This window comes from Streptomyces sp. UG1 (genome assembly GCF_049974585.1).
In the GTDB taxonomy this organism is placed as follows: Bacteria; Actinomycetota; Actinomycetes; order Streptomycetales; family Streptomycetaceae; genus Streptomyces.
Genome location: NZ_JBNGGG010000006.1, coordinates 260228 through 274962, shown reverse-complemented (window position 1 = coordinate 274962; position 14735 = coordinate 260228). Strand labels below are relative to the sequence as shown.

Here is a 14735-nt window from a genome sequence, read left to right as displayed (position 1 = left end):
GAGCGAAAACCCATCGGCATACGCCCCCGGCGCACCCCCTCACCTTGATCGGCTACACCACGTCAAGGGACGCCATCCGACCAATCGATCCAGGCCGGCAGCCAGGCCCTCGCCCTGGCTCGAGAGGCGAGACACCTGCGCACCGAAGCGGACAGCATCCTGGGGCTCTCCCTCACACACATGCGATTGGGCCAGCCCGACGAGGCCCGCCGCCATGCCGAGCAGGCGCTGAGCCTTGCACGCGATCATTCATTCGGCGTGGTGGAGGGCCAGGCTCTGACAGCCATGTGTGAGCTGGCGGAGTCCGAAGCGGCGTACGCCACGGCCGTCGTACTCGGCGAGGAGGCCCTGGCCATCCATCGCCGGACCGGCCACCGCCTCGGCGAAGCCCGCACCCTCGTGGCCCTCAGCCGCACCCTCCAGAAGACTGACGGCGCTGCCGCTGGAATCATGAGGCAGCAGGCGTCGGACATCTTCTCGGACGTGGGCGTGCCAGCCGAGGGGTGCGAAGACCTGGTGACGTCTGTGGACCCGTGACCGGAAACCTGCGGTGAAGGAGCCCGGTTCTTCTGAAGGGAACCCAGCAGACGCCCTGCCCAGCAGCACAGCAGCACGATTCTGATGCCGATGGTGTGTGCGCTGCCGGGCGTGACGATCGGCGATCATGTGATCGTGCGGCCGCACACCATGGGGGCAGCCGATGTCCTGATCCGCGAATACGGCACCGTCGCGGCCAAGGTGTTCCTCGGGCGGCATGCTGTGGTGGCGGAGGACGCGTACGTCGGTCCGGGGACGAAGGTCAGGGAGTACGCCTCAGTGGGGCCGTGGTCCGTCGTCGGCATGGGGCCGCTCGTCCTCGGTCGTGTTCCCCGGGCGGAGATCTGGGCGGGAAACCCCCTCAGACGCCTCGCCCCGGCCTCCCGGCTCACAGGCCGCGGTCCGACATTACCTTCTGCTCGGCCTGTTCCACGGCGAACCGGCCGGCCGGGTCACCGTCGGCGCGCTCCACGGCACCGCGTACCAGGGCGAGATAGAAGAGGGCCGGCGCGCAGGGTGTCCACCGCTCCTCCGGCTCGTCCGCGATGAAGCCGAGCACCGACTCCGGGTCCGCGTCCACGAACTCGAACCGGTCGTGCTCCCATTTGTCGATGACACCTCGCGTCCAGCGAAGACGCAGCGCCGGCTCGTCGAGCTCGGGCACCACCGCGCGGAAGAACGCCGCCCACTGGTGGTTGACCAGGTCCAGCCCGAACCCGAGCAACTCCACCCTGGTCTGGTCCCCGTCGTGCACGGCGAGTTCCTCGAAGAGGGCGCGGCGCGCCACCGCGTGCAGGCTGACCGGGCTGCCATCCCGGGGCAGGTCGTGCTGCTGGGCCAGGCCCTCGTTGGCGGAGGAGTTCCACCGCGCGCTGTTCGGCCCGGCGACCTGGGCGCTCCGCCGAGAGAACAGCATCTTGCCGTCCTTGCCGGTCTCCAGGGCCACGTTGATGCCGAAGCTGCAGTTCATCCAGGAGGGCGCGTCGGCCGGGTCGCCGCCCTCCAGATACTGCTCGCGGAGCGTGAGGCTGTTCTTCTGCCGCCGGTCCAGGTTGAGCGAGGTGGTGAGGAAGTCGAAGTAGTCTGCGTCCCGCATGGTGAGGGACACCACGGGCTCCTCGGCCAGATGCGTGCGGGTCACCACGACCCGCTCGACCGCGAAACGCGCGTTGTTCCACCGGTGCGGCAGCCCGCTGGCCTCCTTGCGCTCCTCCTCCGTCTCGATGGACCGCCGCCAGGCGGCGATCTCCTCCGGGAACTGCACACGCTTCGGCGTGTACTTGACGTGGACGTTCTCCTCGTCGATGGCCCGGGTCCCGTCACCCTCGAAGAGATGACAGCCCGTTGCCCGGCCAACCACGGTGAACCTGTCACGCATCTTCAACTCCACTGGTAAATAAGCTGAGGTGGACACTGTCGGGGGGGCTGTCGATCTCATGGTACGAAGCGACACGGACAACCGGCTGGCGTTACTGAAAGCCGAGCGGCGATCCTCTTCCCTGGTGGGCACTATCGCCGTACCGGAGTACCTCCACCCGGACCCGGAGGAGCGGCAGAGGCTGCGCCGCCCGCAGCTGGATGAGGTCCGTGACCGCTTCACCGAGACCGCGCGGGAGAAGTTGGGGTTCGGGGAGCCCCTCCGGGCGGACCGGGGCGGGGCGACCCGGCGGCAACTGTGGGCCGGGCTGGGGGAGTTCCTGGCCGCTGGTGCCCAGCGCAAGATCCTGTACTGGACGGGGCACGGCGTCCAGCGGGGTGACGAGGGCTATTTCCTCGCCTGCGCCGACTCCTGGCAGTCGGGCGAGTTCGACCCCTCCCGGGCCGTCTCCCTGCTCGAGCTGGTGGGTTTCCTGCTGCGGCCGGAGTACGAGACGGACACCCTGCTGATCATCGACGCCTGCTCCTCCCAGAGCTACAACTCCCTGGGCGAGGCGGTGCGGCACGCCGTGGAGCTGGAGCGGGACCCCGCGGTCATCCGGGCGCGGGAGAACCGGCGGAAGGGCTTCGCCGTCATCGGGACCTCGGGGGCGGACGCTCAGGTGCCGGCGGGTCGCTGGGTGACGTGGCTGGAGGAGGCGCTGGCGAAGCCGGACTTCGTAGCTGACGATCAGGCCCGCCCGTTCGAGCCGTCCGCGCTGTATCTGCCGCTGCCGTATCTCTGCCGTGCCGTGGACGCGCGGGCGGCGGACGACGGTCTCGACGACCCGGCACAGCGGCCGGACTGCCGGGAGGTCCAGGCACTTCCCAACAACTTCCTCGACAACCCCTACTACCGCCAGTCCGACCGGCCGGTGTACACGCCGGCCGTGCTGACTCGGCGGAAGCCGTGGATCGAGGCCGAGCAGTTCGGGCTCGAGGAAAACAGCCATCTCAGCCGCCACTTCGCGGGCCGGCGGGATGTGCTGAGCCGGATCGTGCGCTGGATGGACACCCACCCGAAGGGGCTGCTCGCGGTGACGGGCCTGGCGGGCACGGGGAAGACCGCGCTGCTCGGCCGGCTGGCCCATACCTCCCTGCCGAGCTGGCGGGAGACCCTCGGTCCGGACCTCGACCCCGCGACGCTGCCCCGGGCGGGGACCGTGCATGCGGCGCTGAGCTGCCGGGGGCAGTCCGCCCATTCGCTGGCCGCGCATCTGCGGGAGGTGCTGGCGGACGTCGACGGAGCACCGCCGCTGCCGGAGGAGCCGGTGACGTCGGAGAAGTTCCCCGACGCCTTCGAGGAGCTGGTCGGCCGGGCGGGTTCGGTGAACCTGCTCTTCGACGCACTCGACGAGGCCCTCCCGGACCAGGCCTACGCGATCGCCCGGCACGTCCTGAACCCCCTGGCGGCCACGCCCGGTGTCCGGGTGATCGTCGGTACCCGGACGCAGCCCCGCCGGCGTACCACCGCGCCCGCGGAAGAGGAGTCGCTCCTGGACACCCTGGAGCTCAGCGTCGAGCCCGTGGTCCTCGGGGACGACGAGGAGGCGCGCGCGAGCATCACCGGCATGGTGCTGTCCGTACTGGACACCGAGCACTCCCCGTACCGGGGTGACGCGCGGCGGGAGGACCGCGACTGGACGGCCGAGATCGTCGCGGCGCAGAGTCACGGCTCGTTCCTGGTGGCCCGGTTGGTCGCGACCGGGCTCGCCCGGCGGACCACGGTCGCCGCCGAGGCCGAACTGCTGGCGTGGCTGCGTGACGGCGGCATGGACCTGCGCACCCGCCTCGCGGAGGAGACGCGCTACCTGAGCGAGCAGCCCGGGGCACAGCGTGCCCACGAGGTGCTACGGGTGCTGGCGGTGATCCAGGGGCCCGGGCTGACCCCGGACGCGGCCTGGCTGACGCTCGCCAACGCGCTGCGCGAGGCCGGCTCGCCGGAGCTCACACCGGAGGATCTGCGACAGGTGTGCCGGAGCGCCGACGGCGGCATCGTCGCCACCCAGAAGGACGGCGCGCGGCAGACGGCCGGACGGATCCGCCATCAGCTGGCCCATCCGAGTTACGGCGAGTTCTTCCTCTCCGACGCCGGACTGACCACCCGGGAGGCGCACCGCAGGGTGCTCGACGCGCTGCGCGCACGCGCCGGCTGCGACTGGAGCCGCGCCGACGAGTACGCCCTCGAATACCAGGGCGCCCACGCCGCCCAGGTGGGGCCGGACGCCCTGCGGGAGCTCTTCGAGGACGTGGGCTTCCTGCTGCGTACGAACCCCGATGTCATGCTGCCGCTCGCGGCGGGCCTGGCCCGGGACTGTGACGGCGCCGCGTTGTACGGCAGGGTCGCGGGCTCGTTCCCCCGTGCGTCCGGCCCGCTGCCGGCGTCGGTTCTGCTGGAGCGCAAGGCCCTGTTCAGCGCCACCGCCTTCGTCAGCCACCGCGACGCGACGTACCGGACGCTGCGACGCACCGACGGCTTCCTACCCTGGCAGGAGTACTGGACCGATGTCCCGCCGGACCCCCCGGAGTGGCGGCGCGCGGCGCCTTCGGGCGGCGCGCGGGCGCTGAGCTGGCGCGCCGGGACCGGGGCGGGGCTGACCCACGCGGGCACCTTGACCGCCGGCGGACTGGGGGAGATCCAGGTCCTGCACCCGGAGTCGGGCGCCCGGCTGCTGACCCGTCGGCTGCCCCGGACCGGCGGGGAGCGCGGACGCCCGCTCAGCGAGATGCGTGAGGTGGGCTCGGGAGCCCGCTGGGCGACCGTCGCCCGGAACGACCAGGCCGTGTACTTCTGGCGCGCGGATGCCCGGATACCCGATCAGGAGTACCGGTGGGGCGGCAGTGTGCGCGCCCTGTCGGTGGCCGAGGTGGAGGGCGAGAGCGTGGCCCTGGCGGCGGACGGGAACCGGGTGTGGGTGTGGTCCTGGAAGATCGGCACGCATCTGGACACGCAGCTGAAGGAGGTCCGTACGGCCGATGTGCGGCAGCTCGCGGCCCTCACCCTGGGCCCGCGGATGTTCGTCCTGGCGGCGGGCGCGGAGCGGTTGGAGCTGTTCGAAGTGAGCCGCACCCGCAACGGGGTCGACGGTCTGCACGCCTGCCGGACCGATCTCGGTGTGACCCTGGCTGCACCCGCGATGGCCGCCGCGGCGTTCGCGGTCTCGCCCCGGGAGGGCCTCCTCGCCGTGGCCGACGGGACCGCTGTGTACGTCTGGCGGTGCGGGGCCGTAGCCGGCCCCATGCCGGTCGTGGAACGGGCGGCGACGTACCCCTCGAACGCACGCGGCCTGGCCTTCGGGTGGTACGGCGATGAACCGCTGCTCGCCGGATACGAGGAAGTGGCCGTCCGGATCTGGTCCGTCGGGCGGTCCGGACGCGAGGCCACGCTCGTTCTGAACGCCCCCCGCGAGGGCGCCATAGCGTTCGAACCGGGCGGTCAGGGACTGCTCGCGGTCGCCGACGGCCCGTACATCCGGGTGGTCGACGTGGTCCCCGCGCTGGAGGCCCGCTACGGAATCCAGCGGCGGCCGAGCAACGAGCGCCCGGTCCTTGACCTGGCCGGCGCACCGGAAGGTCCGCCGCTGCTGTGCCGCGCCTGGCACGACCGGATCCGGATCTCCCGGCCGAAGCAGGGGGATCCGGCCGCCCTTCCGGCTACGGAACTCGCCCACGAGGGGCGCACGGTGACGGCGGTGGCCGCGGTGCGGGCGGCGGACGGCTGGACGGTGGCCGCCGCGGCGGGCCGGATCGTACGGCTGTGGCGGCTCGACGACAGCCTGTCGGTCGTTGCCCACCGGGACATCCCGCTCGGCGGGGACGCCGGCCAGCCGGCCCGGGCGCTGAGCCTGGTCGGCGACCTGGACGTCGGCACGCTGCGGCTGAGCGTGGCCGACGGCCGGCGGCTGATACGCCACGAGATCCCGGCCGATGTCTCGTCCGCCGGGATCGCGGTGCGCGAGATCCGGACCGACCGCGGATTCTGCGGGATCGACACGAGGGTCCTGCGGGACGGTTCGTTCTGGATGGCCGGTGACATGAGTGACCAGCTGCGGGTCTGGACCGAGGGTGAGCACGGCGTCGAGCAGCGCGTCCTGCTCATGGCCGCCCCCGCCTGCCTCGCCCTCGGAGAGCTGTACGACGACGAGGACGACGCCTCGATGCCCATGCTGGCCTGGGCGGACCACGGCAGCGTGTACGTGAAGGACTGCTCCGGCGACGGGAGCATTCACCCCCCGGAGCGACTGCCGGGGGACTTCCCCGACGTGACGTCCCTGGTGTTCGCCGGTCCCGTGGAGCGGCCCGTGCTGCTGCTCTGTACGCCCGAGACGGTGTCACGCGCATGGGACGTCTGGTCCCGGGAATGGCTGGACGGGCCGGGGATTCCCACGCGGGGGTACGACGTGCACGCGGTCCGTACCGCGATGGACCCGGAGGGTCTGGTGATGGCGTTACAGGGGGAGGACCGTTGCGATCTGATCCGGCTGCCGCACACGTTCCTCGGCGCCGGGACATGGGGAGAGTGAATGGAACACGATCTGGTGGTGTTCGTCCCGGGGTTTCTGGGCACGCGGCTGTGCCGGAACGGCCAGGACGTCTGGGCACGATGCGGTGAGCAGCTGATCGGCTCGGCGGCTGCGGCGCTCACCGAGGTGGCCCTCCCGCCGGGGCTGCGGGACGCGCCACCCGAGGGCCCCTTCCGGCTGGACGCCGACACGCTGTTGCAGGTCCCGGACTCCGTGCCCGGGCTGCTGTCCTGCATGGGCTATCCCGATGTCCGTGCCGCCCTCGGCGACCCGCTCGACGCGCAGTTCGTGCCGTTCGGTTACGACTGGCGCCTGTCCCACCGGCTGGTGGCCCGGCAGCTGAAGGCGCGGGTGGCGTGCGAGCTCGACCGGTGGCGTGCGGAGGTCGATGCGTACTACCCGGACCGGACCGATGATCCGCGCGTCATTCTGGTCTGCCATGCGACGGGCGGTCTGATCGGGCGGCACTATCTGGAGTGCGAGGACGGCCGGGAGACCGCCCGGACCCTGGTGACCCTCGGCACCCCGCAGCAGGGGCTGGTCCAAGCCGCCCGGCTGCTGGCCGGTCATGCGGTCCCCGGCGACGCGGGCCCCGGCGCTGACGTGGCCGCCCGGCTGAACGAGGCGCTGCGTGACTGGGCGCTCACCCTGCCGGCGGTCGCCGAGATGCTGCCGGGGTACCCCGCCGTGCGGGTCGAGGGAAAGAGCCGCGAGCGGCAGATCACCGACAATCGCTACCCGGTCCCCGGGCTACCGGGCGACGCCGTCCGCGAGGCGGCGGCCTTCCGGGAGGAGTTCCGCTCGGCGTGCGACGAGCACCGGCGCGTCGGCCCGCTCCCGTACACCGTGCACTGCCTCGGCAGCGTCGACTTCCCGAGCCCCGAGGCGCTCGTGCTCTCCTCCGACGGGTCGCGGATCACCGACAGCCTGCCGGGGATCGGCGACGGGACGGTGCCGCGCCGGTCGGCCATCGCGGACTGGACCGGTACGGAGCCCATGCTGTGGACCGGGTTCCGGAACGCGGACCTGGCGAGCGGTCCCGCGCTCCGGGATGCGATGCTCGCGATCCGCGCGGGACGCCCGCCCGGCGGCACGCTCGCCGGTGTGGAGGGCATCGTCCTGCACTTCCCCCGGGACCCGGTCGCTGCCGGCCGTCCGTTCGTGATCGAGCTGATGGGGCACGACCTGCCACGGCGCAATCTGCGGACGTTCATGTGGCGTTCGGGCCGTCCCGACAAACAACCCGTCGTCTTCCGGCGGTACGAGCCCGACCGCTATCGGGCGGAACTGGAAGCCACCCCCGGACGCTGGGTGATCGAGGCGTTGGTCGACCGCCCGAAGGGGCATGACCGGAGGGACCTGACGGTCATGGCGCTATGAGAGGGGAGTTGGGATGACCGTAACCGACGCCCCCTCGTGGCCGCAGTGCGGACACCTCGACGCCGGGGAACGCTGCCGGGGGCGCAGAGTGGGCTCGTACACGGCCTGTCTGGCGCATCTGGACAGCGCCGAACGGGCCGCCCATCTGGCCTCGCTGGCCCCCGGCGCCGACCTCGACCACCGGGGCACACCCTTCACCCAGAGTCTGCTCGACGAACTCCTCGCACCGTTCAGGGATCCGGGGAGCGGGCGGGCGCGGGTGGGTGAGGCGTCGTTCGACGAGGTGCGGTTCACCGGTGACGCGGAGTTCGAGGGGATCGACTTCGGCGGCTTCTGCTCCTTCGCGTCGGCCGTGTTCGGCGGGGGTGTGTACGTCCGTGACGTGCAGGTGGGGGGCGATATCCGCCTCGGTGCGGCGCAGGTAGCGGGAGATGTATGGCTCGATGACACCGAAGTGGGCCGTGATGCCTGGTTCTACGAGGCGGGGATCAAGGGCACGCTGCGGTTCTGTGTCCGCGAGGTCGGCCGCGTTGCGATGTTCAAGGGCATGACATGCGGAGATGCCTACTTCTCGGGTGTCCGGGTGTGTGGCGTCGCCTCCTTCGACGGCGCGGTCATCGACGGGGAAGCCGCCTTCGACGGCGCGGTCTTCGAGGACGGTGCCAACTTCGAGAAGGTCCGGATCGCCGGCCGGGCCTGCTTCGACGGTACGCAAGTCCACCAGGGCAGAGCCTGCTTCAACGGGGCGGACATCGGCGGGGACATGCCGTTCGCCGAGGCTCTCTTCGCGGTAGAGGCCACATTCGACGGGGCCACGATCGGCGGTGACCTGTCGTTCTCCGGGGCACGGCTGGAGGCCGGCGTGGATTTCCGGCGGGCTGTGTTCCGGCGTACGGCCCGGATCGGCCCACTGGTGTGCCCGGGGACGGTGGACTTCTCCGATGCCGTGTTCGAGGCCGCGGTGACGTTGGAGGCCGCCGCGCGCAAGGTGCGCTTCCAGCGGACACGGTGGGCGTCCACCGCGGCACTGCGGTTGCGGCACGCCGAGGTGGATCTGACCGACGCCGTGGTGGAGTTCCCGGTGACCGTCGTCTGCCGGCCCCGCCAGTTCGTCTCGCCGGAGGGCGAGGTGATCGCCGAACCGGGGCTCACCGATGCCCGGGTGCGTGTCACCTCGGTCAAAGGCGTGGACGCTGCGTATTTGGTACTGGCCGACGTCGACCTGACCGACTGTCTCTTCGTGGAGACGGTCCACCTGGACCAGTTGCGGCTCGAAGGCCGCTGCGTCCTGTCGCCACCACCCGTCGGGCTGCGCTGGATACGCCGCCGGACCCTCGCCGAGGAGCACCACTGGCGGGCGACCCGGTACGGCGACGGCTGGACACCCGCGCCACCGGGCGTCGAGACGCATGAACCCGCCGTGCTCGCGCCGGTCTACCGGCAGCTCCGCAAGGCGCTCGAGGACGGCCGGAACGAGCCGGGCGCGGCCGACTTCTACTACGGCGAAATGGAAATGCGCCGCCACGACGCCACGGCGTCCCGTGGTGAGCGGGCGCTGCTGCGGCTGTACTGGGCACTCTCCGGATACGGCCTGCGCGCCACGCGTGCTCTGGCCTGGTTGGTCCTGGCGATGACGGCCACCGTGCTCGCGATGATGCTGTGGGGGCTGCCGCAGGCGGACCCGGACCCGGTCAGTGCGGGGACCACCGACGGCCGCCGAGTAACCCTGACGACCAGGAAGCCGGCACCCGTCAACCCGGAAGGGCCGTACACAAGGCGTCTGTCTACCGCGCGGTTTGAGAAGTCCGTGAGGGTGGTGGCCAACTCGGTGATCTTCCGGGCCTCCGGACAGGACCTGACCACTACCGGAACGTACGTCGAGATGACTGCCCGCCTCGTCGAGCCGGGCCTGCTCGGGCTTGCCATCCTCGCCGTGCGCAGCCGCGTGAAGCGATGACGTTCCCCGGCCCCGCCGGGCACTCCGTTGCGCCGGATCAGTGTGCGATCACCGCCTCGATGCCCATCCCCTGGCTCGGAGCTTGGTCATGGTCCGTGGTCCGTGGTCCGCTGAGCTGATGAGGCTTGGGCGGTGGCAGGCAGGACAGTGGTACAGGCTGCCGATCATGGAGGTCTTCAGGAGGGCCGGGACGCGGTCGACGCTGAGGCTGTGGCCTCGCCGCGTTAGGTGCAACCTTCATCGTCGCCAAGGCCCAGTGCTTGTTCCCTCCTGTCGGACCAGTACACGTCCGGACGGGACCGCCGAGAACGCTCCTCCGCAATTCAGGACGCTGCTGGACCCGAACCGAACCCCCGGATGAAGACTTGGAAAAGCATGTTGGGGCAACGCCTCACGAGTTCGAATCTCGTATCCTCCTCAGCCTCATGAACAAGCGAAACGAGGACCCCGGACGGCTGAGCGGCCGGGGTCTTCGGCGTTCCTGGGTCTATAGGGGCATGTTTTTATGGAGCCGTACTTCTATATCCAGCACGCGACGCAGGCGCGTCCCTCGGCGTGGTCTCCGGACGTCGCCGCCAGGGCAAGACGTTCTTGAGATTGATGGCGGCCGCCTCGGTGGCGCTGAAGCGGGTCACGATGCGGCCGTAGAGGTGCTGGCCGCGTACCGCCACCGGGCGGAGCTGCCACACCCTCTCGGCGGCCTTTCGTTCCACTCGCGGTCGCATACGCCGGGCAAAGGAACGGACGGTCACGTTCTGAGCTCCTCTACACGAACCCTCAGACATCCCTGCGCCAACCAGACACACGTACGGGACGGAAGGTTGTAGAAGAGTTCTCCGGGAGTTAACAAAGCATTTCTGATCTTGAAATGCGCGCGGGTTATTTCGGCGGCTTCGTCTCCGTCTCCCCCTGCGCGGCCTTCAGGTCGGCGAGCAGCTCTGCCTGGCCGGCCAGTACGCCGGAGAGGATGCTGCGGGCGACTCGCAGGAGCTCGGCCACGTGCGGGCTGGTCAGTGAGTAGTAGACGTTCGAGCCCTCCTTGCGGGTCGTGACCAGGTTGGCCCGTCGCAGGACCGCGAGCTGCTGGGAGAGGTGGGCGGGCTCGATGCCCACCTCGGGCAGCATCTCGGCGACCGCGTGCTCGCGCTCGCTCAGCAGTTCCAGGACCCGGATGCGGGCCGGGTGGCCGAGCGTCTTGAAGAACTCGGCCTTCAGTTGGTACAGCGGCGTGCTCATCGTGCCGTCCCCTCCGCGACACAACGGCACGGCCTCGCCGACCGCGCCTCGGCGCATCGCGTCCACCCACTCGTCGACAACATGTGGACCATCCTCGCCCGCGGCCCCGACAGCACCGAACCCGCGTCCGGCGGCACCGACGCGGACGTCGACGCCTTCGCCTTCGCCTGCGGTGATCCGGCGGGGGCGGTCGGCCGTCCGGCCTCGGTCAGCCATCCGGCCCCGGGCAGCCGTCAGGCCTCGGTCGGCTATCCGGCCTCGGTCGGCCATCTGACCCACGATCGACCGTCCGATGGTGGGCCGAGATCGGCGCGCCGTCTCAGGCCGGGGACATGGGGCCGTCGGCCGGGACTAGGGAGCCGGGGACCGGAATAGGGAGCCTGCGGCGTCCGTCGGCAGGGACGGGGGGCCAGGGAGCCATCGGCGAGGCCAGGGAGCCGGGGACGGAAATAGGGAGCCTGCGGCGTCCGTCGGCGGGAACGTGGGCTAGGGAGCCATCGGCGTCCGCCGGCCGGGGACCAGGGAGCTACCGGCGGGGATCGGCGGCCCGGCGAGGATGGCGACCGACTCCGGTCCGCGGCCCACCTCCGCCAATCCACGGCCACCCCACCAGTCAGCGGCCCAACCCCGCCACGGCCCGCCCCCACCAGTCCACGGCCCAACCCCACCACCGCCCGCCCCCACCAGTCCACGCCCCGCCCCCACCCATCGACGGCCCGTCCCCACCAGTCCACGGCCGCCTCAACCAATCCACGGCCCATCACCGGCAGTCCGCGCGCGACCTCAGTAATCGCCACCCGCCCCCGCTCGGCCGACCGCGCACCCCTCGAGCCCCGGGCAACCGCACCGCCGCCCCACCTGCCGGGGCGGCGCGCTCACACCAGTTCGGCTTGGGGTTCCGGGTGGGCGGTGGACGTGGGCTTCGGGTCCCACAGTCTCGTGGTGCGTATGTAGGCGTAGATGACCGAGAGCATCGCCAGGATCAGCAGCGGGCCGGCTATCCATGGACGCTGCGCCATCTCCTGGGGCAGGTAGCGGTACGACGCCAGCAGGGCGGCGAAGATCGCGGTGCCGTAGGCCACCAGTCGGGTCGCCGAGTGGTCCCAGCCACGGGCCTGTGCGCGCAGGGCCGTTTCTATCGTCAGGGTGAAGACCACGCCGGCCACGAGGTCGACGCCGTAGTGGTAGCCGAAGCCCAGGGTCGCAGCGAGGGTGGCGATCAGCCAGAACGTGCCTGCGTAGCGCAGGAGGCGCGGGCCCTTGCGGGAGTGGATGAAGATCGCGGTGGCCCATGCCGTGTGCAGGCTGGGCATGCAGTTCCGTGGGGTCCATTCGTCGAAGGGCATGGGGCGCGGAGGCGTCAGCTGTGGCGCCGTATGCGGCCAGATGTCGGGCGTCCCCCAGTGGAAGGCGCCCGGGGCGCCGTAGGCGAAGACCGGGCCGACCACCGGGAAGATCATGTAGATGCCGGGGCCGAGGAGGCCGATCACCAGGAAGGTGCGGACCAGGTGGTGGCTCGGGAAGCGGCGTTCGGCCGCGACGTGGCGCAGCTGGTAGAACGAGACGATGGCCGCGAACACGGCGAGTTGGACGTAGACGTAGTCGAGGATGTGGAGGCCGACCGGGCCGGTGGCCCCGACGAGTCGGCCTACCAGCCACGCCGGGTCGCCCAGGGCGTGGTCGGCGGTCGCCACGTACTGGTCGAGAACCTCCGGGCGGGTCCGCGCCGTTATCAGCAGCCAGGCATCGCCCGTCTTGCGGCCGGCCACCAGCAGCAGGCCCAGCCCGACGCCCTTCAGCAGCAGGACGCGCTCCCGGCCGGTGCGGCGGGTGAGGGCGATGACCGCGCAGGCCAGAACGACCCAGAGGGCGCCGTTGCCGAATTGGTGGCCCTCGTCGTCGAACACCTTCTTGCCGGCCGCTGAGCGCACGAGGTAGACGGCGACGTCGATACCTATCGCGGCGCCGAGCGCGATGAACCGTTGCCGCCAGGTGAGCACCACCATCATCAGCGCCAGGCCGGCGTACAGCAGGAACCCCGACTTCGGGCGGAACATCACCTCTCGCGCCTGGTTGGTGATCGGCCCGGGCTCGCCGTAGCGGCGCGCGGCGATCTCCAGCGCGACGAGGAATCCGAGGCCCACCACACCCGCCGTGATCCACAGCGCTCTGGGTCTTCTGGTTCTTATTCGCGAAGACAGCTCTGAATTTATGGGTATCAATTATTTTGGCCGATTTGTCAGATGTAAGAATGATGATCGTTAATCAGTTCGATCGATCATGTTATCTGAGTGGCGCAAGTGCTTTTCGGTGAAAAGTTGATGAGCCGCGATCGTCCGGGCGCACTCCAGGGACTCCTGGTGCACCACGTCCGCCTGCAGCGCGGCCATCCCCGGGACCCGCGACCGCGCGCTCGCACCTGACGCCGACCCACAGCACGGGCAGTCCGTCGAGAGCCTTCTGCCAGCGCCGCTGTGACGCCGCGCCGCCCAGGAAGACGTCGTCCACGATGACCCGGGCACCCGCGCGGGCCATCGCCGCGATGCCCGCCACCCAGGCCGCGTCCAGCGCCGTGAACTCCGCCCCGACGCTCACCCTGCCGTCCGCCTCGAAGACGATCCCCTCCGCCGACGACCGCATCCTCGCGGGCAGCGCCTCGACGAACGAGTCCACCCCGAACGCCAGCCACGGATCCGGCAGCACGGCCTGCAGGCACCGTACGATCCCGGACTTCCCCGAGCTGGAACCGCCGTTGAGAACGATCACCTGAGTCGACATGCCGGGTCACGGTAGGCCCGCCCCCGCACGGAACCAACCGAATTTCGGCACCCGCGGCACCCACGGCACCCCGACGCCGATCGCTCACGCGCCGCCCCCGCCCTGGCACTCCGGGCACCACACCGTCGTCCGCCCGGACACGCGGGACCGGCGAAGAGGGCCGCGGCAGCGTGGGCAGTGCGGGTCGGGGTCGTCCCGGTGGCCGGTCAGCCAGGAGTCCCGAGGTGGGACGTGGCCGGTGGGGACCGCGGCGCGCAGGGTGCGGCGCATCTGGGTGTGCAGGCCGCGGCGGTCGGACTCGGTCAGGTCGCTCACCCGGCAGGCGGGGCGCAGTCGCGCGCGCCAGAGGATCTCGTCGGCGAGCAGATTGCCGAGGCCGGCGAGCACGGACTGGTTGATGAGTACGCTCTTCACGCTGCCCCGGTGGGTGCGGAGCGCGGCCTCGAACTGCTCACGGTCCACCGTCAGGGCGTCCGGGCCCTGCCCCTCCAGCCGTCGTACGACATCGGATTCGTCGTACGCCAGCCACAGGCCCTGGAGCTTGCGCTGGTCGCGGTAGCGGAGCTGGCGGTCCCGGGCGAAGGTGAACAGGACGCGGTCGTGGGGCTCGGGGGCGTCGTCGGGGTGGGCGCAGAGCAGTTCGCCCGTCATGCCGAAGTGCAGCAGCAGGGTGGGGCCGCCGGTGCGGGCCAGCAGCCACTTGCCGTGCCGCTCGGCCGCGGTGACCCGCCGCCCCTCCAGCGCCTCCCTCAGCCGCCGCGCGCTCACCGCGTGCAGTACGCCCGAGTCGCGCACGTCGACGCGGCGGACGACCCTGCCCTGCGCACAGGACTGGAGCACCGTCCGGAAACCCTCGACATCGGGCAGCTCGGGCACATCTCCCGACTACCCCGATTCGCGCGCCCCAT

The 14735-nt window shown here is 71.0% G+C and carries 8 protein-coding genes and 1 pseudogene; 4 read left to right on the top strand and 5 right to left on the bottom strand.

All coding sequences use genetic code 11. The features are described 5' to 3' along the window. Positions 1–87: 87 nt before the first annotated feature. Positions 88–537 carry a tetratricopeptide repeat protein gene (locus ACP4J3_RS09545; protein WP_426532418.1) on the top strand — a complete coding sequence of 150 codons (450 nt, stop codon included), beginning with the start codon at positions 88–90 and terminating at the stop codon, positions 535–537. A 388-nt stretch (positions 538–925) separates the two neighbouring features. Here the strand turns inward: ACP4J3_RS09545 and ACP4J3_RS09540 are convergent, their stop codons facing one another. Then, positions 926–1915 (bottom strand): translation initiation factor 2, encoded by a 990-nt coding sequence (locus ACP4J3_RS09540; protein ID WP_426532395.1) that lies wholly within the window; start codon positions 1913–1915, stop codon positions 926–928. 124 nt (positions 1916–2039) lie between these two features. Between ACP4J3_RS09540 and ACP4J3_RS09535 the strand changes: the two genes are divergently transcribed. From ACP4J3_RS09535 to ACP4J3_RS09525, 3 genes are read left to right on the top strand one after another with little or no spacing between them, the layout of a single operon-like run. Then, complete coding sequence (locus ACP4J3_RS09535; RefSeq protein ID WP_426532393.1) at positions 2040–6476, top strand: peptidase C14 caspase catalytic subunit p20; 4437 nt, start codon at positions 2040–2042, stop codon at positions 6474–6476. Then, on the top strand, positions 6477–7856 hold the full coding sequence (locus tag ACP4J3_RS09530; protein ID WP_426532391.1) for an esterase/lipase family protein: 1380 nt from the start codon (positions 6477–6479) through the stop codon (positions 7854–7856). Between the two features lie 13 nt (positions 7857–7869). Next, positions 7870–9813 (top strand): pentapeptide repeat-containing protein, encoded by a 1944-nt coding sequence (locus ACP4J3_RS09525; RefSeq protein WP_426532389.1) that lies wholly within the window; start codon positions 7870–7872, stop codon positions 9811–9813. 879 nt (positions 9814–10692) lie between these two features. Here the strand turns inward: ACP4J3_RS09525 and ACP4J3_RS09520 are convergent. The 4 genes and pseudogenes from ACP4J3_RS09520 to ACP4J3_RS09505 all read right to left on the bottom strand — a co-directional run bounded on the left by ACP4J3_RS09520 (position 10693) and on the right by ACP4J3_RS09505 (position 14703). Next, positions 10693–11049, bottom strand: a complete 357-nt coding sequence (locus ACP4J3_RS09520; RefSeq protein ID WP_426532387.1) for an ArsR/SmtB family transcription factor — start codon at positions 11047–11049, stop codon at positions 10693–10695. Between the two features lie 875 nt (positions 11050–11924). After that, positions 11925–13214, bottom strand: coding sequence for a phosphatase PAP2 family protein (locus ACP4J3_RS09515; RefSeq protein WP_426532416.1), 1290 nt, complete (start codon positions 13212–13214; stop codon positions 11925–11927). 96 nt (positions 13215–13310) lie between these two features. Next, positions 13311–13827 (bottom strand): annotated as a pseudogene (locus tag ACP4J3_RS09510) (phosphotransferase-like protein). Between the two features lie 84 nt (positions 13828–13911). Next, positions 13912–14703, bottom strand: a complete 792-nt coding sequence (locus tag ACP4J3_RS09505; protein WP_426532384.1) for an Fpg/Nei family DNA glycosylase — start codon at positions 14701–14703, stop codon at positions 13912–13914. Between the last annotated feature and the right edge of the window lie 32 nt (positions 14704–14735).

Excerpts from the sequence above, each read along its gene's own strand:
- ACP4J3_RS09540 (WP_426532395.1), bottom strand. The coding sequence starts at position 1,915 with ATGCGTGACAGGTTCACCGTGGTTGGCCGGGCAACGGGCTGTCATCTC.
- ACP4J3_RS09530 (WP_426532391.1), top strand. The coding sequence starts at position 6,477 with ATGGAACACGATCTGGTGGTGTTCGTCCCGGGGTTTCTGGGCACGCGG.
- ACP4J3_RS09525 (WP_426532389.1), top strand. The coding sequence starts at position 7,870 with ATGACCGTAACCGACGCCCCCTCGTGGCCGCAGTGCGGACACCTCGAC.
- ACP4J3_RS09520 (WP_426532387.1), bottom strand. The coding sequence starts at position 11,049 with ATGAGCACGCCGCTGTACCAACTGAAGGCCGAGTTCTTCAAGACGCTC.